This window comes from Myxococcus sp. CA005 (assembly GCF_006518205.1).
Lineage (GTDB): Bacteria > Myxococcota > Myxococcia > Myxococcales > Myxococcaceae > Myxococcus > Myxococcus xanthus.
The window spans coordinates 14,290-35,989 of the sequence record NZ_SRLV01000002.1 but is presented as its reverse complement, the minus strand read 5'-3'; the positions used below and the strand labels follow the sequence as shown (position 1 = coordinate 35,989).

Here is a 21,700-nt window from a genome sequence, read left to right as displayed (position 1 = left end):
TCCTTAGACTTTCCCAGGGAGCCAGGGCGGAGGTGCCGCCGCACCGTGGCTCCGGAGTGAGCGCCAGGGATGTCCGAAGAGCTGGGTGAGCGTGAGAAGGAAGTCCTCCGGGCGGTCGTCCAGGAGTACATCTCCACGGGCGGGCCGGTAGGCAGTCAGCAGCTCACCCGCAGGCCGGGGTTCGAGGTGTCCTCCGCCACCATGCGCAACGTGCTGGCGGACCTGGAGGAGCTGGGCTTCCTGGAGAAGCCCCACACCTCCGCCGGGCGTGTTCCCACCGACCAGGGCTACCGCTTCTACGTGGACACGCTGGTGAAGCTGAAGGACCCGACGCCCCGGGACAGGGAGCTCATCCACGCGGGGCTCGCGCACGAGGCCGACCTGGCGGAGATGCTGGGCGAGGCCAGCCGCATCCTCCATTCGCTGACGCGTCACGCGGGCGTGGTGGTGGCGCCGCGGCCGGAGTCGGCGGTGTTCCGGCGCATCGAGTTCGTCCGGCTGCGCGAGGACCGGGTGCTCGCCATCCTGGTGGGGCAGAGCGGCCAGGTGCACAACAAGGCGATTACCGTGGAGTTCCCCATCACCTCCGACGAGCTGCTCAAGGCGAGCAACTACCTGTCGGAGTTGCTGCGGGAGGTGCCGCTGGAGTCGGCGCGCGAGCGCATCCGCGCGGAGATGGACCAGGAGCAGGCGCTCTACAACGCGCTGACGGCCAAGGCGTTGAAGCTGGGCGCGGCGGCCACGGACCTGGCGTCCACGGAGCGGATGCTCATCCAGGGCACGGGTTCCTTCTTTGAGCAGCCGGAGTTCGCGGACGTGGAGCGCATGCGCGCGCTCTTCAGGGCCCTGGACGAGAAGCACAAGCTGCTGTCGCTGCTGGACCGGGTGCAGGTGGCCAACGAGATGCAGATTTTCATTGGCGCGGAGAGCGACTTCTCCGCGGCCGGCGACGTCACCGTCATCGCCAGCCCCTACGGAAACCAGGAGCAGGTGCTGGGCACGGTGGGCGTCATCGGCCCCACGCGCATGGACTACCGGCGCGTGATTCCCCTGGTGAACTTCACCGCGCAGGTGCTGTCGCGCGTGCTGGAGAAGGTGTAGCGGGCCTCACTCCGCGCGGGTGACGAGCACCTCCTGCTCACCATTCGCGCGCCGGACGTGGAGCCGCACGGGCGTGCCGGGCGCCCCCCGGGTGCGGGACTCCGCCTCCGTGCTGTCGCGCACCACCTGGCCATCCACCGCCACCAGCCGGTCCCCCACGTTGACGCCCGCGCGCGCCGCGGGCCCGTCCGGCGTCAGCCACGCGAAGGCGACGTGGCCCCGGTCCTCACTGAAGCCCGCGCCCAGCGTGCCCGGCGTGGCCCGGCGCGGGGACACCGTGACGTCACCCACGTCGGTGGCCTCCGCCTCCGCCACCTTCACGGTGCGCGTCTCCACGCGGCCCTCCGGCGGTAGCAGCCGCACGGTGTGGATGCCCGGGCGCACGTCGCTCAGGCGGAAGCGTCCGTCCTGCCCGGTGAAGGCATCCGAGCGCCCGCCCACGGCCTTGTCGAGGAACACCGCCACCCCTGGCGCAGGGCCTCCCCCCCGGCTCCACACCGCGCGGCCGGAGATGGACGCCACGCCGCCGGTGAGCGGCACCTCCACGTCCGAGGTACCCCCGGGCCGCAGCGTCACCTGGGCTTCGCCCGTGCGGCCGTCCTCGGTGCGCACCGTCACCTTCAGCGCCTGGGCGGGCGCGTCTGGAAGCAAGAAGGTGCTGCCAGCGAAGCGCCGCGTGGTGGGCCAGGCGCCGGCCCAGGGCAGGGCCTCACCGTTGGCCTCGAGCAGCTCCAGGGTGAAGCCATCCGGAGCCGCGCCGCTGCCCGCCACCACGCGCCCGCGCAGGGTGGCCGCGGGCTCCAGCCGCACCGTGAGCGGTGCCTGGTCCTCATGCGCGGCGGGCAGCCGCCCCACGCGCCCCGCGTTGTGGGCCACCAGCTCCAGGGGCTGGGCGCCCTGGGGGCGCGGCGGCATGGCGAACTGGCCCGCCTCGTCCGCGCGCTCCTTGCGCGTCATGGGGAAGTCCCCGCCCTGGATGGCGGCCACGATGGCCAGCGGGCTGGGCACCCCGGAGGGCTCCAGCACGACGCCGGACAACACGGAGTCTTCCTTCAACAGCAGGTCCTGCCGCACGGCGCCGCCCGAAGGCACCGTCACGAACGGGTCGCTCTCCATGTGGAAGTAGATGGCGGGCGTCTGGTGGAGCAGCGCGACCAGTTGGTAGACGCCCGCGGGCAATTCCAACTGGAACTGGCCCTGCGCATCCGTCTCCGTGGAGGCCGTGCCCGAGCCGCCCCGAGGCACGGCGTGGACCAGCGCGGGCTCGGTCAGCGGCCCGCCCGACGCGCGCGTCACCTGTCCCCACACGGAGCCGGAGTCCGCCAGGGTGAAGTCCGCGCGGGTGACGACTCCCGCCTTCAGCGTCTCCATGCGGGACGTCCACCGCTGCGAGCCCTCGCGCCGCGCGCGCACGGAGGTGGGCCTCGCTTCCAGCCCCTCCAGCTTCCAGGCGCCCTCGGCGTCGGTGAGCGCCGTGTGCGCCACGCCAGAGAAGGACGCCGGTTCGGCGCGGACCTGCGCGCCTCCCAGCGGTCGTCCCTCCGCGTCCACCACCAGGCCTTCCAGCGCCGCCGTTGCGGGTTCCAGCCGCACGTCCAGGGGCGTGTGGCCGCCCGGGTTCACCACCACGGCTTCGAACACGCGGCCCGTCATTCCCACCGCGCGCACCGTCACGTCGTACTCGCCGGGAGGGACGTCCATCCGCCACTCGCCATCTTCCTCGGACGCCGCCCGGCCCAGCTCGCCCTGGCCGCCCGCGGGAGACGCCACCAGGATGGCCCCGCGCACCGGCGCACCCTCCACCGTGGACACCGTGCCCGTCAGGCCACTGGCCGCGCCCAGCGTCACCATGAGCCCGCGCAGCGTCTCGCCCGGCGCGACGGACAGCGGCCCCGGCACGCGGCCCAGTTGGTCCCCACGGCGGGCGGACACGACCCACGTCCCGGCGTTGACCTCCAGCGCGAAGCCGCCGCCTTCCCCGGTGGTGACGCGCACCGGCGCGGTGCCTCCCGCCGCCACCACCTCCGCGTCCGCGACGGGCTGTCCCTTCGCGTCGACGACGAAGCCCTCCAGGGTGCTCGCGCCCCAGAGCCCCACGACGACTTCACCGGCCCGCGGCACCTGGAGCAGGCGCAAGGTGCGGCGGCTGAAGCCCGGCGCCTCGGCGGTGAGCTCGTAGCGTCCGGGCGCCAGTTGCGTGAAGGCGAAGCGACCCTGGGCGTCACTCGCCGTCTCCGCCACTTCTTCCGGCAAGCCGGTGGGGGCCGCCCAGGCCGTGGGCGTTCCGGGGTAGGGCCGCAGCGTCAGTGTGGCGAGCGGCACCGGCTCCTCTCGCCCCTCCGCCACGGTGCGCCCACTCAGCGTCACGCCGTCGGGCAGGCGCAGCTCGACGGCCGTCTCCGCCTCGCCGAGCGGACGCGTGGCCTCCAGCCGCACGGGGCCGTGGTCCGGGGCATGCGCGGACAGCAGGTAGTCGCCGGGCGCCGCGGGCAGGCGGAGCACGCCGCCATCCGCCGTGGTGCCCTCGCCCGCGCGGCGCCACGGCGTGGCCCCGGTGCCGTCCGCGCCCACCCGCAGGTAGGCCCGCACGCGCGCGCCCGTCACGGGCCCCTGGGCGTTCACCACGCGCACCACGAAGGCGCCCAGCTCGGCGTCGGGGGCGGTCTCCAGCGGCGGGGTGGGCGGCGTGCTGGCGCGGGACGGTGCGCCGTTGGTGACGGGCGCTGGCGCGTTCAAGGCCGCGGCCTCCGGGCGCGCGCCGGCGGGGGCCGCGGGGACGGGCATGCGGAACCACAGCAGCAGCACAGCCGCGATGGCCAGGCACAAGGCAATCAAGAAGGGGGTTCGATGGCGCACGAGCTCGGCCTCCCCCGCGTCCGGCCGTCGCCGTCGCGGCTGCCCACAGTGTAGGCCAGCCTCGCAGTGAACCGAAACTTCAGGAGGGCGCGGGCGCGTAGACGCGCAGGGCCGCGGGGGCCACCTCGAAGCGCATGGGCGTCTTGCCCACGAGCTCGCCGTCCGCGTTCACCTCCTGGACGGGGGCGGCCTCCACGTAGAGCCGCGCGGCGCGCAGAGCGGTGACGGCGGGGTGCTCCACGTGCTCGCCCGAGCGCAGGGACAGGGCCACCCGCATCAACGTGGCGATGTCCTGGAGCTGGCCCAGGCCGGTGCCTTCGTGCCCCGACGCGGCGGAGGGCGCGGCGATGGCGTAGATGTCCAGCCGCCGGTCATCCAGCCGGGCATCGGGCGCCACCATGTTTCCGGCGCCGTGGTAGAGGCCGTTGCCCACCACCAACTGGAGCACGTCCAGCGCCAGCTCCTGGTCATCCGCCTTCAGCCGGATGTGGAAGGGGCGCAGGTCCTTCATCTCCGCCGCGGCCGCCACGGGGTAGGCCAGCTTGCCCGCGCGCTGCTTCAGCCGCTTCGTCAGCCGCTTGGCGATGCCGGTGGCCAGTCCGAGGCTGGCGGCGTTGAGGAAGGGGCGCCCATTGGCCAGGCCCACGTCCACGCGGGCCGTGTAGCCCTGGGCGATGACGTCACAGGCGGCCTCGATGTCGGGCGGGATTCCCAGCGAGCGCGCGAAGTCGTTGCCAGTGCCCAGCGGGAGGACGCCCAGCGTCACGTCGCGGCCCAGCAGCCGGACCACCGCGCGGCTCAGGGTGCCGTCGCCTCCTCCCACGATGAGGCGGCGGGTGCCCCGTGCCACCATCCGTTCCACCACCGCGTCCAGCCGATCCGCTCGGGACAGCGCGTGGCATTCGACGATGGAGACACCCCGCGCCACGAGTGTTTCCCTGGCGGTCTCGAACGCCTCACGCCCTGAACGCGAGCGCGTATTCACCACCAACACCGCGGGGCCGTCATTCAGGACGGGCCTGCATGGGGGCTTGATGAGGGCGGGTTCCAGGGTGCCTCCTCTTTCGTGTCGCCCGCCAATTTGTGCACGCACTGCCCGTCCGGCCAGCGGGACGCGAGGTGGTGTCGTGCGCGCAGCCTCGCCGCGAGTCGCCCCGTGCTTCGGTGCATTCCCGATGTCGGGTGCCACGTGGGCGTGCATGCGTGCGTCGGCGGGTGAACAAGTCCATCCGGCTGCGCGCTTCCGGATGGGTGGGTGACTGCTCACCTCTGCGCTGGAGCTGGCCCCATGCAGGTGTCAGTCAGGCCTGGAGAGCAAGTCGCATGGCACGAGGAAGCAAGGCGAAGTACACGGCGAAGCAGAAGCGGATGGCCGAGCACATCGAAGAGGGCTACGAGAAGCGCGGCGTCTCCGACGAGACGGCCGAGTCCCGGGCCTGGGCTACCGTGAACAAGCTCACGGGCGGCGGGATGAAGAAGGGCGGCTCGGGCGGCAAGGCCAAGGTCGCGCGCAGCCGTCCCCTGGCGCGGAAGAACGCGCGCAAGGCGGGCCGCAAGGGAGGCAAGGCCACCGCCGCGAAGCGCGCCGGCACCCGTCGCCGCGCCGCCACCGGCCGCACGCGCAAGCCCGCTGCTCGAGCCATGCGTTCGGGTTCCAAGTCCACCGCCGCCCGGGGCACCTCGGCCCGTCGCGCCACCGCCCGTCGCACCTCCACCGCGAAGCGGCCTGCTTCCAAGTCCCGGAGCGGTACGCGTCGCGGAACCAGCAGCCGCGGCTCGCGCGGACGCACCCGTACCTAGCACGCGGCCGCTTCCCCATCCCTCTCGTGGGGTGGGGAAGGGCGGGGGCGCGGCTTCAGCGCCGCTCGTCGTCCTTGGCCACCTGGCTGGTGCCGGACTCGTTCCAGGGCCATTCGCGCCGGGACGCCTCGTAGCGCGCGAGCAGCGCCGCCGGGTCCTTCACCAGCGTGCGGCAGCCCGCGGCGCGCAGGTCATCCGGAGGGAAGCCGCCCGCGAGCACGCCCACGGAGGGCAGGCTCGACTTGTTGGCGGCGAGCGCGTCATAGGGCGTGTCGCCCACGACGACCGTCACGTCCGGAGAGGGCTTGCCCAGCCGCGCCAGGGCGGCCTCGAAGATGTCCGGGTGGGGCTTGCTCTTGTCCACCTCGTCCGCGCTTGTCTTCGTCTCGAACAGGCCTTCGATGCCGCACAGCTTCACGTAGTGCTTCAGCTCCTGCTCTTTCGCGCTGGAGGCCAGCACGATGCGGATGCCGCCCGCGCGCAGCCGCTGGAAGAGCTCCCGTACGCGGGGGAAGGGACGCACCTTCGGCAGGAACTCGTCCAGGAACAGCTTGCCGCGGTATTCGTCCAGCTCCTTGCCGAAGCGCTCCACTTCCTCGTCATTGAAGAAGACGGGGATGAGCTGGTCGGCGCCCTTGCCAATCTGGCTGCGCACGTGCGCGAACGGGATGTCCCGGCCGAAGTGAAGGAAGGCGCGCCGCCATGCCTCGGCGTGCTCGTCCACCGAATCCACCAGGGTTCCATCCACGTCGAAGATGACGTTTTCCACCATGTGCCTTGTCCCTCGGCCCCGAAGGTGGGGATGCCGAGGGTGGCGGTCAACCGTCCGTGGGCTGGGTGGCGGGGGTGGACTCCACCAGTGTCCGCGTCTGTACGTCGTAGCCTTCGGGGGCGGTGAGGGTGAAGCCGTCGTTGGGCAGGGCCGCGTTCAGCTCCACGCGCGTGAGCACCGTCTCACCTACGCGCTTGCCTCCCTGCCACCGGCCAAGGCGCTTGGGCACGCACAGCGACAAGGCCGCGTCACAGTGCTCCTCCTCCACGCGCTCCTCGGCCGCGGCGCCGTCCGGTGAGACGGTGCGCCGGCCCAGGAAGTCCAGCTGGGGCCAGCGCAGCACGTAGACCATCTCCAGTCCCGCGGCGTCACCGTCCAGCTTCTGCACCAGCTCCACCGCCTGCGGCGCCAGCGGGTGCGTGGCGCGGCGGACCGTCGCATGGCTCAGCAAGAGCGGCGTCCGGAAGCCCTCCGGCATGAAGGGGTGGAACGTCTCCGACAGGAAGCCGGCGAGCTTCGCGGGCGGCAGCTCCGAGGTGAAGGTTGCGAAGCGCTTCTCCCCATCGAACTGCTGGAAGAAGTGCGCGCCGTCCCACGCGAAGGTGCGCGAGGCGGGCGGGCCCAGCGTGCCACGCAGGCGCTGTGGCGCGCGGTATTCGAAGGTGAACGTCACCGGCTCCAGCCCCGCGTCCTGCACGGTGCCTGCGATGCGGTAGCTCTTCAGCTTCGCTTCGCGGGTGGCGAGCCCGGCTTTGACTTCGGGCAGCAGCATGGCCGCGTCATCGCCGCCCTTCTTGGGGCAGCCGGTGAGGGCCGTCAGGGCACACAACAGGAGGAGGCGTTCACGCATGGGAGGGCACAAAAGCAAGAAGGCCCGCCTGTCGCCAGGGGGCCTTCCGCATGAACCGCGCGGCTTGCGCGGTGTGGACTACTTGACCGCCACGCCCACGGCGCTGGAGCTGGTCACGCCGATGATGGTGCCGGTCAGGGCGTAGATGCCGTGACGCGCGGTGGTGCCCGCGGTCAGCAGCTCCACCTTGGAGGCGCCCATGGCCTTGGCCTCGGCGATGAGCAGCTTGTTGATGACGGTGTCGAGGTCGCTCTGCACGATGTCGACGATGTGGAAGATGGCGGTCAGGCCCAGGGCGTTGGCCTGAACAACGGCCACGGCCTCACCGTTGGAGGCGATCTCCGTGCCGGAGACAACGGCGCTCTCAACGCTGGTGCAGGCAACCATGCTGCTGGCGGCAACGGCGGACAGGACGAGCTTCTTCATGTTCTTTCCCCTCTTGAATTGGATGCTTGTGTGGCGGCCGGACGCCTTGGAGAGCAACCGGCCGTTGTCTTGAGACCTTCAAGCGGGCGGGGTCGTAGCAGATGTCGACTCCATGTCAAGGTCCGTCCGAGACACTTGGTATCGCTCCGGTTGGGCGGCTGCGCGTTGCAATGCACATCTCCTCTTGCTAGCCAACCTCGAGGCTCCCTTCATGGACACCGTCTCTGCTGCCCGCCCCGCGCCGCGTTACTGGGTGCACCTGTTGCTCCTGGTGCTGACGGTAGGGACCACCTTCACCTCGTATCTGCTCTACTTCCATTTCCAGCGGCCCTACTCACTGGGAGAGGTGTCCCCCGAAGCGGCCTTCCGCGCGCTGGCCTTCAGCCTGTCGCTGCTGGCCATCCTGGGGACCCACGAGATGGGGCACTACGTGTTGGCGCGCTGGCACCGGGTTGAAACATCCCTGCCATATTTCATCCCGCTGCCGGTGCTCGGCGTGGGCACGCTGGGCGCCGTCATCCGCATTCGCGACCGCATCCCGAACCGCAACGCCCTGGTGGACATTGGCGCGGCGGGACCGCTCGCGGGGTTGGTGGTGGCCCTGCCCATCCTCTTCTGGGGGTTGGCTCACTCCACCGTGGTGGATGCGCCGGACATCCCGTCCACCCTCTTCCCGGGGGACGGCTCGCTGTGGGTCATTGGCCGGGACGTCTTCACTTGGGTGATGGACCGCGTCACCAACGCGCCGCCCGCGCCGGAGACGCCTTTCAACGGCGTGCAGACGCTCTTCGGCGACAGCCTGTTGATGCAGGGCCTGACGCGCCTGGCCTTGGGGCCGCTTCCGGAGGGCAAGGACATCCTGGTCCATCCGGTGGTCATCGCTGGCTGGTTCGGGCTGCTCGTCACGCTGCTGAACCTGATGCCCGTGGGGCAGCTCGACGGCGGGCACCTGGCCTATGCGCTGTGGGGCCGGCGCGCGCACTGGGTGGGCCGCGCGGTGGCGTTGGTGCTGTTGGTTCTCACCCTTTTCGTCACCGCGTCCTGGGGCTTGTGGCTCCTGGTGACGAGCAAGCTGGTAGGCTTCGGCCATCCCGAGGTGGTGGAACCCCAGGAACCGCTCAGTCCACTGCGGAAGTGGATCTGCGCGCTGTGCCTGCTGGCACTCATCGGCTGCGCCATGCCCATTCCCCTGCGCCAGGTGATGACATGAAGTTCCAGTGTGACGCGTGCGAGCGGCTCGTGCCGCTGGAGACCTACCGGACGGAGGCCGGGGGACTCGTGGTGACGTGTGGCCGCTGTGGCGCGGACAGCCGCGTGGGCCCGCCGGCCACCACCGCGCCGCGAACGGAGGTGCCGGCTGTCCTCGCCGCAGGGGCGGCGCCAGCGCCGTTGGTGCCGGTGGCGCCGCCCTCCGACAGTTGGAGCGCTTCCGCGCCAGTGACGCCGGCCCTGCGGGTGGTGCGTTCGGAGTCGGCGCCGCTGACGGACGACGCGCTCTTCGAGCCACCCCCTGGCGTCTGTCCCAAGTGCGTGGCGCCTCGGCGCGAGGAGGCCCTGTCCTGTCCGCAGTGCGGGCTCGTCTACGTCAACTACCAGCCCGAGGAGCACCCCCTGTCGGACGTGCTGGCGGACGCGTGGCGCAAGCTGGCGGCGCGCTGGGAGGACTGGGACGCCCATGACCGGCTGATGACGCTGGCGGTGGGGCGGGGCGAGCTGGCCATGGTGGGGCGGCTGTATCGGATTCGCCTGGCGCGCGCGCCCGACGATGCCGTCGCCCGGCGGGGCCGTGATGAGGTGGTGCGCAGGGCCACCCTGGTGGTGCCATCATCGGTGGAGCCCGCCGGAACCCCCAACGTCTTCCGACGCCTGAAGACGGTGGCGGTGGGTGTGGGCTTCATCGTGGTGCTGGTGCTGGCCGTGCTCGTCTTCCAGCACCTGCGCACGCTGAGCGCGGGGTACTGAGGGCTGGGCTGTCCGGGCGCCGTGCCGCCGAGGGCGGTGCGGCTCGCTGGCGGAGGAGCAGGCGGCCCCCCGGGCCAGGCGGCGCGACCGCGGCCGGAAACGCGCTTGAAACGGCGGTCGCTGCTATTTTGTCCGGCCGCTTCCCGTCTCCCCCTCGGTGCCGATGTCGCTCTCCGTCTCCACCCCTCCGTCCGTCGACAGCCTGCTCGGTCCGGGAGGCGCGCTCGAGGTTGCGCTGCCCGCGTACGAGCACCGCCCAGAGCAGCTTCAGATGGCGCGCGCCGTGGAGCGGGCCTTCGCCGAGCACAGCTACCTGCTGGCCGAGGCGGGGACCGGCACGGGCAAGACGCTTGCCTACCTGGTGCCCGCGCTGCTGTCGGGACGCCGGGTGGTCGTGTCCACGGCCACCAAGACTTTGCAGGACCAGATCTTCTTCAAGGACCTGCCGCTGATGCGGGAGAAGATGGGCCTGCGCTTCGAGGCCGCGTACCTCAAGGGCCGCAGCAACTACCTCTGCCTGCACCGGTATGACGCCTTCTCCAAGGCGCCGCAGTTCGGCTCGCGCGAGGAGTCGCGCTACTGGCCCAAGTTGAAGGCGTGGGCGGAGGAGACGGACACCGGCGACCGCAGCGAGCTGGACCTGCCCGAGTCCTTCAGCGCCTGGTCGCGCCTGTCCACCACGTCCGAGACGTGCGTGGGCACCAGGTGCCCGCAGTACGAGACGTGCTTCGTCACGCGCATGCGCAAGCGCGCGGAGCAGGCGGACCTGCTGGTGGTCAATCACCACCTCTTCTTCGCGGACCTGGCGCTGCGCAGCTCCGGCAAGCGCACCGAGGGCGTGCTGCCCTGGTACGAGGCCGTCATCTTCGACGAGGCCCATGCGCTGGAAGACGCGGCCAGCGGCCACTTCGGTTGCAGCGTGTCCAACTACCGGCTGGAGGAGTTGGCGCGGGACGCGGTGGCGTCGCTGAAGGAGGACGACGCCCGCCACGCCATGCTGCGCGCGCTGGCGGCCCGGTTGCGCGCGGGGGCGGATGCGCTCTTCGCGCAGGCGCCCCGGGCGCTGGGGCTGTCCGGCCACGAGGCCTCCGTGGCGCTGCGCGCGGAGGTCATGGCGAAGCTGTCCACGCCGCTGGAGGGCGTGCGGGACGCGCTGGCCGCGTTGTCCGCCTTCACGGTGGGCGAGCGCGAACCGGAGCTGGCCGCCATCACCCGCCGCTCGGACGAGATGGAGGAGCAGCTCTCCTTCCTGGAGAAGGCCGAGTCCTCGGACCACGTCTACTGGGCGGAGCAGCGGGGCAAGGGCCTCTTCCTGCGCGCCAGCCCCATCGACGTGGCGAAGGAGCTGCGCGAGCGGATGTACGGCGCGCTGGACACGGTGGTGTACACGTCCGCGACGCTGGCGGCCGACAGCCGCTTCGACTTCTTCGCCAACCGCATGGGCCTGTACGGCGAGGACGGCCAGCCGGTGACGCGCGTGCGGACGCTGGCGGTGCCCAGCCCCTTCGACTACCCGTCGCAGGCGGCGCTGTACCTGCCCACGCACCTGCCGGACCCGTCCGCGCCGGGCTTCATCGAGGAGGCGGCGGAGGAGATTGAACGCCTCTGCGAAGTCACGGGTGGGCGCGCCTTCGTGCTCTTCACGTCCCTGCGCAACATGGTGCGGGCCTATGAGCTGGTGGCGCCCCGTTTGCCCTATCAGTCGCTGCTGCAAGGCGAGCGCCCCAAGCAGCAACTGCTGGAGGCCTTCCGCGAGACGCCGAGCGTCCTCTTCGCGGCGCACAGCTTCTGGGAGGGCGTCGACGTGCCGGGCGACGCGCTGAGCCTGGTCATCATCGACCGGCTGCCCTTCGCGTCGCCAGGAGACCCGCTGGTGGCCGCGCGCATCAATCAGCTCCAGCAGCGAGGCGAGGAGCCCTTCGAGCAGTACCAGCTCCCGCACGCGGCGCTGGCGCTGCGGCAGGGCTTCGGCCGGCTCATCCGCACGCAGTCGGACCGGGGCATCGTCGCGATGCTGGACCGGCGAATCGTGACGAAGGCGTATGGCCGTGTCTTCCTCGACAGCCTCCCGCCCGCGCGCCGCATGGAGGACGTGGTGTCGCTGAGCCGTTGGTTCAACGGCCCGGTGCGGCCGGTGCGCACCATCCGCTGAGCCTCAGGGCGCGTCGCGCAGCCGCAGGCCGATGCGCGCCAGCAGGGGCGGGCCCAACGTGTCCACTCCGGCGCGGCCCGCGAGGTACTCGCGGTCGAAGAGGTTCTCCACCGCGCCGAAGACGTGCAGCTTCCAGAAGAGGCGGCGGCTGGCGGACACGTCCACCACGGCGTAGCCACCCATGGGGCGCTCGTTGAGGTCGTCCTCGAACTGCGCGCCCGTCACGCGAAGCTGCACCGTGGCCGTCACGATGTCGGGGTCGTGGAAGGTGAGGATGGCGGTGCCCCGGTGTCGTGGGTCCTGGGCGAGCTGCTTGCCCACCAGCCCGGGCTGCCCGGGCGAGCGCGTCACGACAGGGTCCACGAAGGTGTACGCGAGCAGCGCCGTCCACTGGCGTGCCAGCTTCCAGTCCACGCTCGCCTCCACGCCGCGCACCCGCGCCTGTCCCAGGTTCTCCCGCTGGCGCGTGGAGCCATCCGGAAGCGGCTGCTCCAACGTGACGTTGGTGATGGGGTCGTCGAGCACGTTCCAGAAGCCCGTCACGCGCGTGGTGAGGCCCAGCGAGGAGGACTCGGCTTCCACGCCGGCCTCGGCGCCCCACAGTCGCTCCGCGCCCAGGTGGGCGTTGGCGGCGGTGAGGATGGTGCCCACCTGGAAGGGGCGGTACAGCTCGTTGAGGGTGGGGGCGCGGAACGCACGGTAGGCGGAGGCGCGCAGGGTGAGCCCCTCCAGCGGACGCACTCTCAGGCCCAGACGGGGGCTGAGCTGCTGCTCGGTGCGGTCGTCGAAGCGCGTCGTGTCCACCGCGCCGTTGGCGCGCTCCAGGCGCTGCTCACCGTTCTGGTTGCGCCACACGTCCATCCGGAGCGCGGCGCTGAGCTCCAGGACGGGCGAGGGCGTGTAGAGGTCCTCGATGAAGACACCGCCGGACAGTTGGGTGCCTCCGGTGTCGCGCAGGCGAAGGGAGGTCTCCGAGGGCGAGGGCGGGAAGAGCTGCTCCCGGGACGTGCCCGCCATGCGGCGCACATCCAGGCCGGCGGTGAGGACGTGCGTGCCCAGGGCTGTCCAGGACGGGCCGGTCCAGATGAGGGACGCGCCCTGGTCGTTGGCGGGCACATCCTGGCTGGCGGCCAGCGCCTCGGAGGAGCGGTCCTGGGTGATGCGCGCGCGGTCCTGTTCGAAGCGTTGCACGCGGCCGAAGAGGTCCAGCGTGAATGTGCCGCCGTGCGCGGTGCGCAGCCGTGCGCCCGCGCCGAAGTGCGCCAGCTCCACGCGCGCGGTGGTGAGCCGGGTGCCGCCGTTCTGGTCCTCGCGGAAGAGACCGGCGCGGGCGGAGAGGGTGAGCGAATCGGTGGCATCCGCTTCGACGCGCCCGTTGAGGACGGCGTGGCTGCTGGGCGTGTCCGCGTCGATGGCGCCGCGCTGGGCGGCACTGACGATGGAGTAGCCGTCGCTGTCGAGCAGCTCTGCCTCCAGCGAGGCGCGGACGGGCCCCCACATCTCCGCCCCGCGTGCCGCGAGCATGCCCGTATGCGCGTTGCCATAGGTGGCATCCGCGTCGAGCTGCGTTCCGGTGATGTCGCGCGACACGAGCTGTACGACGCCGCCGAGCGCGCCGCTGCCGTAGAGGGCGGAGCCTCCGCTGGGGACGACCTCGATGCGCTCGAGCCCGAGCCGTGGCAGCGAGCGCCAGAAAATCCAGCCACCGAACGGGTCGTTGACGGGAATGCCGTCGAGCAACACGAGGCTGCGCGCCACGCCCGAAGGCGCGAGCCCGCGCAGGTTGAGTCCCTGCGCCGTCGGGTCGGAGACGAGGCTGGGCGTGCGGCGGAAGGTGGCGGCGGAGGGCACGGTGCGGACCAGCGAGTCCTGCGTCAGCGTGGGGCTCCGGTCGATTTCCGGACGGGGGAGGACCGTGGTGGTGGCGGGCACGTCCCTCGCGGGCCGGGGACGCCGCGAGCCCGTGACGACGGTCCGCCCAGCGTCCTCTGCCTTCGTCCGCTCCCGCGTGGGCGCATCCGTCGGCGGCTGCCCGTTCGTGTCGGGAACCTCCTGGGTCTCAGGAGCCGGCGCCGCCATCACCGTGGAGGAGGCGAGGGCCCAGAGCAGGGGCGCGAGCACCCGGATGCGGCGCACGTGAGGACTCCGATGAGTCACGAGGAGGTCGGGCATCGATGCTCGCTCTAGCAGCCCGACGCCCCGGTTCCAGGTCGTCGGGCGGATGACGCCGCCGAAGGTGGCGACTGTCCGTCCGATGCTGAACGCACGCACCAAGCCCGGCTGCGTCATCCGCCGGCGCGGTTGCCCGCTACGTCCCGCACGGTGAGCACGGCGGCGTCCACTTCCGCGAGGATGCGACGCGCGTGCCGCAGGAAGGCTTCGCCCGCGGGGAGCAGGCGCATGCCAGCCCGGGTTCGCTCGAAGAGGCGCGCTCCGAGTTCGTCCTCGAGCGCCTGGATGTGACGGCTGAGCGGCGGCTGCGTCAGGTGCAGGCGGCGCGCGGCCCGGCCCACGTTGCACTCCTCGGCAACGGCGACGAAGGACTGGATGTGCGTAAGGCTCACGTCCGCCACTCTAGCGCTGTCGGCCATACCGAAACAGCATTGGACGCCAGGCACCCTGGACCCTCACCTTGCCGGCCATGAGCATTCCCTTGTTCAAGGGCACGGACGTCGAACGTCTGCGCCGAGCGAGTCAGGCCGCCGCCGGTACGCTGGCTTTCGTTGCCTCGAAGCTGACCCCCGGTGTCACCACGGCGGACATCGACCAGTGGGTTCGCGAGGACACGGCGCGCCGGGGTGGCAAGCCCAGCCAACTGGGGTTCAAGGGCTACCCGGCCACCGTCTGTACCAGCCGCAACCACATCGTCTGTCACGGCATCCCGAACGAAGGCGAGCAACTGGTCCGTGGGGACATCATCAACGTGGACGTGACGACGTGCCTGGACGGCTTCCACGGGGACACCTCCGCGACCTTCCTCATTGGCGAGGTGTCCGAAGACGCTCGTCGCATCGTGGACGTGGCGCGCCGGTGCCGTGACGCGGGCATCGCCGTCGTTCGCCATGGCGCGCGGCTGGGGGACATCGGCGCTGCCATCGAGGAACTGGCGAAGAAGGAGGGCTGTAGCGTGGTGGAGGAGTTCGGCGGGCATGGCATCGGCCACCAGATGCATGGGCCGCCCACCGTTCCCCATACCGGCAAGCGAGGCTCGGGCATCAAGCTTCGCTCGGGCATGGTCCTCACCGTGGAGCCCATGGTGAACCTGGGACGGCCGGACATTCGCATGCTGGCCGATGGTTGGACGGTGGTGACGGAGGACGGCAGCCTGTCCGCGCAGTTCGAGCACACCATCCTGGTGACCCCTGACGGCTGCGAGGTGCTCACCCAGCCCGAGCTCGCCCTCTCGCTCGAAATCGCCTGCTGAACGATTCCCCGCCCTGGGAGGGCGGGCAGGCAGCCGTGCCTGCCATGGGTCCTCGGGGTGCCTACCCTTGGAGGACGAGGGCAGGAGGCCGCGCGATGAAGAAGGAAATGCTGTTGTACGAACTGCACCCGGCACTGGTGCACATGCCACTGGCCTTGCTTCCCACGGCGGCGGTGGCGGACCTCATCTCAGTGACGACAGGCGAAGGTGCCTGGGCCCGGGTGGCGCGCCGCATCTGGGTGGTGGGCTCCATTGGCGGCCTGCTCGCGGGCGTGTCGGGACTGGCGGCGAGCCAGGAGGTCCGGCTGGAGACGCCGCGTGCCCGGGACATGACGTTCCTGCATGGCGTGGGCAACGCCTCCGTGCTGCTCGGCGCCTTGGGGGTGACGGTGTGGCGGCTGCGGCGCGAGCCCACCGCGGCCACCGTGGCGCTGGGGCTGGGCGCCTGTGGGCTGGCGCTCGGCACGGCGGCGCTCGGCGGAAAGATGGTCTACGAACTGGGCGTGGGACAGCCCGCTTCAATGAGCAATGCGAACGCCCCCGCGTTGCTGTCGCGCGACGCGCCGCTGCTGCTGGTGCGTGACGCGCTTCGTGGAGTGCAGTGGCTGGTGACGCGTGCGCGTGAGGTGCTCGCCGGTGGGCGTCCGCTCGCGAAGGGCGCCGCGGGCACGGCGCCTGAGGACGAGTCGCTCAGGTTGCCCTCGCCCGTCGCCGTGTTCCACGGCCCGGGCCGTCCCATGCCTCAGGCGTAGTGCCCGCCCTTCCGGCGTCCACGTCATGACACTTCGGCGTGACGTGGATACCCCCGCACTGACTGCTGCGGGGTGGGTTTGCCGTCCCCGGCAAATGGCGCTAGAGCTCCGCGCCAGCGAGTGGGGGACGACGCATGCGCACACGAGGGGAAGTCGCAGCGGTAGTGCTGGGCATCATGCTGGTCGGAGCGAGTGCTTCGTTGCTGGCCCCCCGGTGGGCGCTCGGCAATCAAGGGGCACCGCGCGAAGTCGCCCGGACGCCCGCGGCTCCACCCAAGGTCGCCGCCGAGCCGCGCTTCCACGTCGAACCCGCGAAGGATGACACCGGCCGCGCGGTGCAGGTGGCGAGCCTTCGCGACGAAGCGCCGGAATGGGAGCAGTTCGCTGCGCGCGCGCTGGTTCCGCTGACGCCGGACGAACGGGCCTTGCTTCAAGAAGAGCCGGTGGACGATCTGGCGGTGCTGGTGACGCGCACGGAGCGCGCCTTCATGGACGCCACGCCCGAAGCACGCATGGAGAAGGAACGGCGCTATCTGGCGGCGCTGAACCTGGTGGCGAAGCTGGCCACGCCGCCGGAGCCCTCGACCGAGGACCTCCGCGCGGGCGAAGTGGACGCGCGCTACCAACAGGCGCTCACCGTGGAGCAGGTGAAGTGGCGGTCGCTTCCGCCAGAGGAAAAGTCGCGTCAGCACGACGCCTTCAAGGAAGCCTTCTTCCGCGCGGAGGAGACGCGATGAAGACGCTTCCGAGGACTCTTCTCGCGCTGGTGTTGCTGGCGCCCGCGTGGGTGCTGGCCGGGCCGCACTACGTGGCCTCTCGTGACTGGGGCACCTTCATCTGGTTGAGCACGTGGCTGGACGCGGGGCAGACGTACACCTTCGAGACGCGGGATTTGACGGGCACCGCGCCGGACACCGTCCTTCACGTGCTCCGGGACCGGGGTGGCTGGAGCCAGGTGGCCATGGGCGACGACTGCGCGGGCGAGGCGCGTTCCTGCGTGACGTTCACCGCGCCGGACTCCGGGCTCTACCGCGTCTGGGTGCGCGCCTATGCGGAAGGGCGCGGCGGGACGGCCAGCCTGTATCGCAACGGAGCGCTTCTCCTGAGCAACCAGCCCTTCGGCGGCGTGCCGCTCAGCTTCGCCTGGAACGTGAAGGACACCTTTCGGGCCACGTCCACGACGCCGGGCGCGGGGGACCACCTGGTCTTCCTGCTGCGCTCCAACGCGGAGTACCTGCAACACGACGATGACAGTGGGCCTCGCTCCTACCCGCTGGTCGTCGCGGCGAGCACACAGAACGCGGGCGCCCAGCGCGTGGTGGTGGGCCGCTTTCCCGGGAGCACGGGCACGGCCAGCTTCGTCCACGACGACGCGCTGTGGTCCACCATCTTCAGCGACAACGACGAGGATGAAGACGGCATCTCCAATGCCCTGGAGCCGCTGGTGGGGATGAACCCGGACTCGAAGGACTCGGACGGAGATGGGATACCGGACACGCTGGAGTTGTTCGGCAATGACGGCTTCTCCTTCTCCGAGTGGGGCAGCCCCACGGTGAAGGACCTCTACGTGGAGGTGGATTGGATGGAGCACCCCACCAATCCCTATCTCACGCGGAAGCCCTATGCCGGGCTGGTGGCGGACGCGGCGGCGGTGTTCGCGCGGGACGCGGGCGTGCGGCTGCATGCCTTCGTCGACAGCGCGCTGCCCTGGCATGAAGTGGTGTGCTTCGGCGCGTGCAGCGGCGGCGTGGACTTCTATTCGTTGAAGCAGGGCGGGTTCTCCATCGGGTACCCGGAGCGGCGGCCCTACTTCCACTACGCGGTGTGGGCCTACCGGCAGGGCAGCAGCACGTCGTGCTCATCCGGCAAGGCGGAGGTGCTGGGCAATGACCTCATCATCAGCCTGGGCTGCTGGAGCAGCCCGAGCATCCAGGAACAGCGTGGCACCTTCATCCACGAGCTGGGCCACAACCTGGCGCTGGGCCACAACGGCAACGACGTGGCGGGGCAGACCAGCGTGGTGCACGCCAGCGTGATGAACTACCGCTACCAGATGCTCGGCGTGGGCTCGCCGGGCTCGCACACGTACTCGTTTGGAGGTAATGCGTGCGCGGCGTGTAGCGCGTCCCCCAAGAGCAAGTGTGTCTCCTGCCGGAACGGCTTCTTGGGATGCGGCTTCCCTGGGTGCGGCTCGTGCGACTGCGATGTGAATGAGTGGGGTGCCGTGGAGCTGGACTTCCTGGACGACGGCGACGCGGACGACGGCACTCACCGCGTGCTGCTGGCGAAGTACGCTCTGGACGACAAGGGAGGGCCGGTGCGGTTCCAGCCGCGCGTGCCCCACGCGGAGCCACCCGTCGCGGCGCGTCGCCTGAAGGTGGAGCGCACGCGGGAGCGGCTGCGGGCGCGGGGGCAGGTGGAGGGGCAGGACTTCTTCGTGTCGACCGACGGCACGACGCTGTACGCTGAGTGCCCATGAGCCTGCGCCCTCGTCCGGGACGTTGTCGCGCCCCGGCGAGATGGACGCGTGGGGCCGCTGGGCTCCTCCTGACGGGCCTGATGGGCTGCCAGATGAAGTGCTCCGAGCCGGTCCCCGACGCCGGGCATGCCTTGGCATCGCTTCAACGCGAGAGCCCGTGTGTCCAGGTCTGGCGCGCGGCCCAGGTGGACGTGGCGTTCAAGGAAGAGCCCGAGGACGCCGTGCAGCAGCGCACGGACACGCGGCTGGAGCGTCGCTTCACCGTCGCCCGGCAGTTGCGCGGTGCGTACCGGCACCAGGACCGGTGGGCCTCGGTGCTGGAGTACGAGGCGGGGCCGGTGCGCGGCGGCGTGAGCTACAGCCTCCAAGTGCCGGACGTGCTGTCGGACCTGACGGGGCAGGTCGTTGAGTGGACCAGCCATCGCGAGCCCGCGTCCTGTCCTACGAAGGAGGATGGTGAGGTTCCCGTGCTGTTGTCAGGAGACACCCTGCGGGACGCGGAGGGCCGGCTGTTGCTGCTCACGGTGCCGAGTGCTCCCACCACCATCGCGGGAGATGTGCTGCTTCCTCCAGGGCTCGTCCCGGAGTTGAGCTTCCAGTGGGAGGACGCGGGCTGCACGCTGGCGGATGGGACGCATGCGCTGGACGTCCAACTCCGTGTGACGCACGCGAATCGTTCGCAAGGCCCGGGGACCACCGTGACGGCCGAGGTAGGACAGCCGGCCCCGCTGACCCTGGACGGTGTGCGCTATGTCGTTCGGGTGGCGCGTGCCACGGCGGACATGCAGGGCCGGTGTGGGCAGGCTGTCTTCACGCTGATGCGCGAGGGCCTGCTCGAACAGGGGCAGTCCGGACCCTGAATCACGGCGCTGGATGCCGTTCCTGGAAATAGTCTGCCTTACCGCTCGTTGTGCGGGACCGGTATGTAGGCATGCCGCGCCCAGGCGCTTCATGCGTGGCGTGGGCCCAGGCCTGCTATCTTCGCGGGCTTCAACGGACACCTGAGGGACGACACCATGCGAAGCGGGCTGAAGCGGAACTGGGCGGCGTTCGCGGTGGGCGGCCTGCTCGGCGCATGGGTGCTCGGCTGTGGCGGCTCGACGACGGAGGGGCTGGAGTCGTTGGAGCAGGGGACCGCGCCGCCCCCGTCCGTCTCCGTGGACCTGTCGAGCGTGGACCTCCGCACCCGGCTGGAGTCCATCGCCGGCCTCACGGTGCTGACCGATGTCGAGGTCAACGGCTTCCGCTTCTTCACGATGGACTACGAGCAGCCCGTGGACCACCTGCGTCCCTGGGGCACGCGCTTCCAGCAGCGGGTGACGCTGATGCACCGCTCGGAGACGGCGCCCATGGTGCTGGACACGGAAGGCACCGCCATCTTCGAGGAGCCCATCCCCGCCGAGCCCACGGACCTGCTCCAGGGCAACCAGCTCACCGTGGAGCACCGCTTCTACGGCGCGTCCAAGCCGGCCGACATGGACTGGCGGAAGCTGACGATGTGGCAGGCGGCGGCGGACGCCCACCGGCTCGTCGAAGCCTTCAAGCCGCTGTACGGCGGGCGCTGGCTGTCCACCGGCGTCTTCAAGGGCGGCACCGCCGCCCTGGCCCACCGCTTCTATTTCCCGAACGACGTCCACGCCACGGTGACCTATTCGGCGCAGCACAACCGGGGCCTCCATGACGCGCGACACGGGCGCTTCATCCTCACCAAGGTGGGCGACGCGGCCTGCCGCCAGCAGCTCGCGTCCCTCCAGTACGCCGCGCTGACCCGCCGCGACGAGCTGCTGCCCTTCATGGATGGCTACGACGCCCAGGGCTTCACCTTCAACACGCTGGGGAAGGACCGCGCCTTCGAGTTCGCCGTCATCGAGGTGCCCTTCATCTTCTGGCAGTACTACGGCATGGCGGGGACGTGTGAGGGGCTGCCCTCGCCGGAGGCGAGCGCGGAGGAGCTCTTCGCCTTCTTCAGCTACGTCTCCACGCTGGAGTTCACCTTCTCCGACCAGGCGCTGGAGGAGTCGGCGCCGCTCTACTACCAGGGCGCCACGCAGCTGGGCGGCCCGGGGTACCCGGAGGTTCACCTGCGGCCGTTGCTGCGCTACGCCGGTGAGCACCTCCCCACGCGCTTCCCGCCCACGGGCGTGCGCAAGCAGTACGAGCCGTGGACGGTGGGCCTGCTGGAGGCGTGGACCCGCTTCGAGGCCAAGCGGGTGCTGCTCGTCTATGGAGACCTGAGCCCCTGGTCCGCCAGCGCCTTCAGCACCACGACGGGCAACGACGCGTACCGCGTCATCGCCGATGACAGCATCGGCTTCTTCGGCACGCTGAGCGCGCTGCCGGAGCCGCAGCGGAGCTTCCTGCTCGGGCGCCTGTCGGAGTGGGCGGACGCCCCGGTGCAGCTCCCGACGGGGATGGATGCCCTGCGGCGCCGCGAGGCGAGCGATGCCCGCATGAAGGCCTACCGCGCCCGGTAGCGGGCGGGCCGCCGCTGTTTCACCGGCCTGGCTCAGGCCGGGTTGGAGTCGATGACCTTCTTCGCGATGCCGAAGGAGAAGCCCGCCCGGGCCAGCGCGGCCAGGTCCCGCTTCCGATTCTCCTCCCGGGTGCCGGGCTGCGTGCGGAAGGGACCCAGCCGCTTCTTCCGCGCCCAGATTCGCGCGGCATCTTCCTCGGACACCTCGTGGGTGGCGTCGGCGACCTTCTTCGCCACGACTTCCGCGGGGACGCCCTTGAGGCGCAGCTTCTGGGCAATCACCCGCGTGCTACGGCCCGAGGCGCGCAGTGAGTGCGCCTTCATCTGGGCATAGGCCTCGTCGTTGAGCAGGCCGTTGCGCACCAGCTTCGCGACCAGCGCCTCCACCCAGGCCAGCGCCTCGCCGCGCTCACCTCCGTGGAACTTGATGGAGCGGTCCACCCGGCGCAGCAGCACGCGCTGCAACTGGCTCTTCGTCGCCGCGTAACGCTTCAGGTAGTGCAGCGCCGCGTTCTCCAGGTAGGTGGGGGACACCTTCCGGGGCCGCTTCGGGCCGCGCTCCTTCTTCTTGTCGGGTCCTCCCCGCGCCTCATCCATCACGGGCCTGGGTCTACCACCCAGGTCCGACACCCGGAAGGAACGCGAGGAGGAGC

19 protein-coding genes are annotated in these 21,700 nt (G+C 70.9%); 11 read left to right on the top strand and 8 right to left on the bottom strand.

Translation table 11 applies throughout. The features are described 5' to 3' along the window. The first annotated feature begins 69 nt into the window (after window positions 1-69). Window positions 70-1,101, top strand: coding sequence for a heat-inducible transcriptional repressor HrcA (gene hrcA, locus FMQ63_RS01060; RefSeq protein WP_011556651.1), 1,032 nt, complete (start codon window positions 70-72; stop codon window positions 1,099-1,101). Between the two features lie 6 nt (window positions 1,102-1,107). Here the strand turns inward: hrcA and FMQ63_RS01055 are convergent, their stop codons facing one another. After that, the gene (locus FMQ63_RS01055; RefSeq protein WP_011556650.1) at window positions 1,108-3,957 is read right to left on the bottom strand and encodes a carboxypeptidase regulatory-like domain-containing protein; all 2,850 of its coding nucleotides are present in this window, start codon (window positions 3,955-3,957) and stop codon (window positions 1,108-1,110) included. Window positions 3,958-4,036: 79 nt separating this feature from the next. After that, window positions 4,037-4,942, bottom strand: a complete 906-nt coding sequence (locus tag FMQ63_RS01050; protein WP_225910002.1) for a lipid kinase — start codon at window positions 4,940-4,942, stop codon at window positions 4,037-4,039. Between the two features lie 338 nt (window positions 4,943-5,280). On the opposite strand from FMQ63_RS01050, the gene FMQ63_RS01045 reads away from it, so the two are divergent. After that, a complete protein-coding gene (locus FMQ63_RS01045; RefSeq protein WP_011556648.1) occupies window positions 5,281-5,757 on the top strand; it encodes a hypothetical protein in 477 nt (158 codons plus the stop codon). 55 nt (window positions 5,758-5,812) lie between these two features. Here FMQ63_RS01045 and FMQ63_RS01040 read toward each other — a convergent pair whose 3' ends face one another. The 3 genes from FMQ63_RS01040 to FMQ63_RS01030 all read right to left on the bottom strand — a co-directional run bounded on the left by FMQ63_RS01040 (window position 5,813) and on the right by FMQ63_RS01030 (window position 7,805). Then, window positions 5,813-6,529 (bottom strand): HAD family hydrolase, encoded by a 717-nt coding sequence (locus FMQ63_RS01040; RefSeq protein ID WP_011556647.1) that lies wholly within the window; start codon window positions 6,527-6,529, stop codon window positions 5,813-5,815. A 46-nt stretch (window positions 6,530-6,575) separates the two neighbouring features. Further along, window positions 6,576-7,379, bottom strand: a complete 804-nt coding sequence (locus FMQ63_RS01035) for a hypothetical protein (RefSeq protein ID WP_011556646.1) — start codon at window positions 7,377-7,379, stop codon at window positions 6,576-6,578. A gap of 78 nt (window positions 7,380-7,457) precedes the next feature. Then, complete coding sequence (locus FMQ63_RS01030) at window positions 7,458-7,805, bottom strand: hypothetical protein (protein ID WP_011556645.1); 348 nt, start codon at window positions 7,803-7,805, stop codon at window positions 7,458-7,460. Window positions 7,806-8,016: 211 nt separating this feature from the next. Here FMQ63_RS01030 and FMQ63_RS01025 point away from each other — a divergent pair, with 211 nt between their 5' ends. The 3 genes from FMQ63_RS01025 to FMQ63_RS01015 all read left to right on the top strand — a co-directional run bounded on the left by FMQ63_RS01025 (window position 8,017) and on the right by FMQ63_RS01015 (window position 11,919). Continuing rightward, window positions 8,017-9,015, top strand: coding sequence for a site-2 protease family protein (locus tag FMQ63_RS01025; protein WP_171452190.1), 999 nt, complete (start codon window positions 8,017-8,019; stop codon window positions 9,013-9,015). Further along, entirely contained in the window at window positions 9,012-9,767 is a 756-nt protein-coding gene (locus tag FMQ63_RS01020) for a hypothetical protein (RefSeq protein WP_020478210.1), read from the top strand. Before FMQ63_RS01025 ends, FMQ63_RS01020 begins: the two co-directional genes overlap by 4 nt. 163 nt (window positions 9,768-9,930) lie before the next feature. After that, window positions 9,931-11,919 (top strand): ATP-dependent DNA helicase, encoded by a 1,989-nt coding sequence (locus FMQ63_RS01015; protein ID WP_011556642.1) that lies wholly within the window; start codon window positions 9,931-9,933, stop codon window positions 11,917-11,919. Between the two features lie 3 nt (window positions 11,920-11,922). On the opposite strand, the gene FMQ63_RS01010 is transcribed toward FMQ63_RS01015, so the two are convergent. Both FMQ63_RS01010 and FMQ63_RS01005 read right to left on the bottom strand, forming a co-directional pair. Then, window positions 11,923-14,208 carry a TonB-dependent receptor gene (locus FMQ63_RS01010; RefSeq protein WP_011556641.1) on the bottom strand — a complete coding sequence of 762 codons (2,286 nt, stop codon included), beginning with the start codon at window positions 14,206-14,208 and terminating at the stop codon, window positions 11,923-11,925. Then, entirely contained in the window at window positions 14,205-14,483 is a 279-nt protein-coding gene (locus tag FMQ63_RS01005) for a LysR family transcriptional regulator (RefSeq protein WP_026113869.1), read from the bottom strand. The genes FMQ63_RS01010 and FMQ63_RS01005 overlap by 4 nt, the downstream gene beginning before the upstream one ends. A 77-nt stretch (window positions 14,484-14,560) precedes the next feature. Here FMQ63_RS01005 and map point away from each other — a divergent pair, with 77 nt between their 5' ends. The 6 genes from map (at window position 14,561) to FMQ63_RS00975 (ending at window position 21,048) form a co-directional block, all read left to right on the top strand. Continuing rightward, window positions 14,561-15,343: a type I methionyl aminopeptidase gene (map, locus tag FMQ63_RS01000; protein WP_011556639.1), complete on the top strand. Its 783-nt coding sequence runs from the start codon at window positions 14,561-14,563 to the stop codon at window positions 15,341-15,343. A 95-nt stretch (window positions 15,344-15,438) separates the two neighbouring features. Beyond that, window positions 15,439-16,095 carry a DUF2231 domain-containing protein gene (locus tag FMQ63_RS00995; RefSeq protein ID WP_216608392.1) on the top strand — a complete coding sequence of 219 codons (657 nt, stop codon included), beginning with the start codon at window positions 15,439-15,441 and terminating at the stop codon, window positions 16,093-16,095. Between the two features lie 134 nt (window positions 16,096-16,229). Beyond that, the gene (locus tag FMQ63_RS00990) at window positions 16,230-16,832 is read left to right on the top strand and encodes a hypothetical protein (RefSeq protein WP_011556637.1); all 603 of its coding nucleotides are present in this window, start codon (window positions 16,230-16,232) and stop codon (window positions 16,830-16,832) included. Continuing rightward, a complete protein-coding gene (locus FMQ63_RS00985) occupies window positions 16,829-18,574 on the top strand; it encodes a hypothetical protein (protein ID WP_011556636.1) in 1,746 nt (581 codons plus the stop codon). Before FMQ63_RS00990 ends, FMQ63_RS00985 begins: the two co-directional genes overlap by 4 nt. 131 nt (window positions 18,575-18,705) lie before the next feature. Next, window positions 18,706-19,434, top strand: a complete 729-nt coding sequence (locus tag FMQ63_RS00980) for a hypothetical protein (RefSeq protein WP_228556346.1) — start codon at window positions 18,706-18,708, stop codon at window positions 19,432-19,434. A gap of 156 nt (window positions 19,435-19,590) precedes the next feature. Then, window positions 19,591-21,048: a S28 family serine protease gene (locus tag FMQ63_RS00975; RefSeq protein ID WP_011556634.1), complete on the top strand. Its 1,458-nt coding sequence runs from the start codon at window positions 19,591-19,593 to the stop codon at window positions 21,046-21,048. A gap of 32 nt (window positions 21,049-21,080) precedes the next feature. Here FMQ63_RS00975 and FMQ63_RS00970 read toward each other — a convergent pair whose 3' ends face one another. Next, complete coding sequence (locus FMQ63_RS00970) at window positions 21,081-21,644, bottom strand: regulatory protein RecX (RefSeq protein ID WP_011556633.1); 564 nt, start codon at window positions 21,642-21,644, stop codon at window positions 21,081-21,083. Window positions 21,645-21,700 lie beyond the last annotated feature (56 nt).

Excerpts from the sequence above, each read along its gene's own strand:
- hrcA (WP_011556651.1), top strand. The coding sequence starts at position 70 with ATGTCCGAAGAGCTGGGTGAGCGTGAGAAGGAAGTCCTCCGGGCGGTC.
- FMQ63_RS01045 (WP_011556648.1), top strand. The coding sequence starts at position 5,281 with ATGGCACGAGGAAGCAAGGCGAAGTACACGGCGAAGCAGAAGCGGATG.
- FMQ63_RS01040 (WP_011556647.1), bottom strand. The coding sequence starts at position 6,529 with ATGGTGGAAAACGTCATCTTCGACGTGGATGGAACCCTGGTGGATTCG.
- FMQ63_RS01035 (WP_011556646.1), bottom strand. The coding sequence starts at position 7,379 with ATGCGTGAACGCCTCCTCCTGTTGTGTGCCCTGACGGCCCTCACCGGC.
- FMQ63_RS01030 (WP_011556645.1), bottom strand. The coding sequence starts at position 7,805 with ATGAAGAAGCTCGTCCTGTCCGCCGTTGCCGCCAGCAGCATGGTTGCC.
- FMQ63_RS01025 (WP_171452190.1), top strand. The coding sequence starts at position 8,017 with ATGGACACCGTCTCTGCTGCCCGCCCCGCGCCGCGTTACTGGGTGCAC.
- FMQ63_RS01020 (WP_020478210.1), top strand. The coding sequence starts at position 9,012 with ATGAAGTTCCAGTGTGACGCGTGCGAGCGGCTCGTGCCGCTGGAGACC.
- FMQ63_RS01015 (WP_011556642.1), top strand. The coding sequence starts at position 9,931 with ATGTCGCTCTCCGTCTCCACCCCTCCGTCCGTCGACAGCCTGCTCGGT.
- FMQ63_RS01010 (WP_011556641.1), bottom strand. The coding sequence starts at position 14,208 with ATGACGCAGCCGGGCTTGGTGCGTGCGTTCAGCATCGGACGGACAGTC.
- map (WP_011556639.1), top strand. The coding sequence starts at position 14,561 with ATGAGCATTCCCTTGTTCAAGGGCACGGACGTCGAACGTCTGCGCCGA.
- FMQ63_RS00995 (WP_216608392.1), top strand. The coding sequence starts at position 15,439 with ATGAAGAAGGAAATGCTGTTGTACGAACTGCACCCGGCACTGGTGCAC.
- FMQ63_RS00990 (WP_011556637.1), top strand. The coding sequence starts at position 16,230 with ATGCGCACACGAGGGGAAGTCGCAGCGGTAGTGCTGGGCATCATGCTG.
- FMQ63_RS00985 (WP_011556636.1), top strand. The coding sequence starts at position 16,829 with ATGAAGACGCTTCCGAGGACTCTTCTCGCGCTGGTGTTGCTGGCGCCC.
- FMQ63_RS00975 (WP_011556634.1), top strand. The coding sequence starts at position 19,591 with ATGCGAAGCGGGCTGAAGCGGAACTGGGCGGCGTTCGCGGTGGGCGGC.
- FMQ63_RS00970 (WP_011556633.1), bottom strand. The coding sequence starts at position 21,644 with ATGGATGAGGCGCGGGGAGGACCCGACAAGAAGAAGGAGCGCGGCCCG.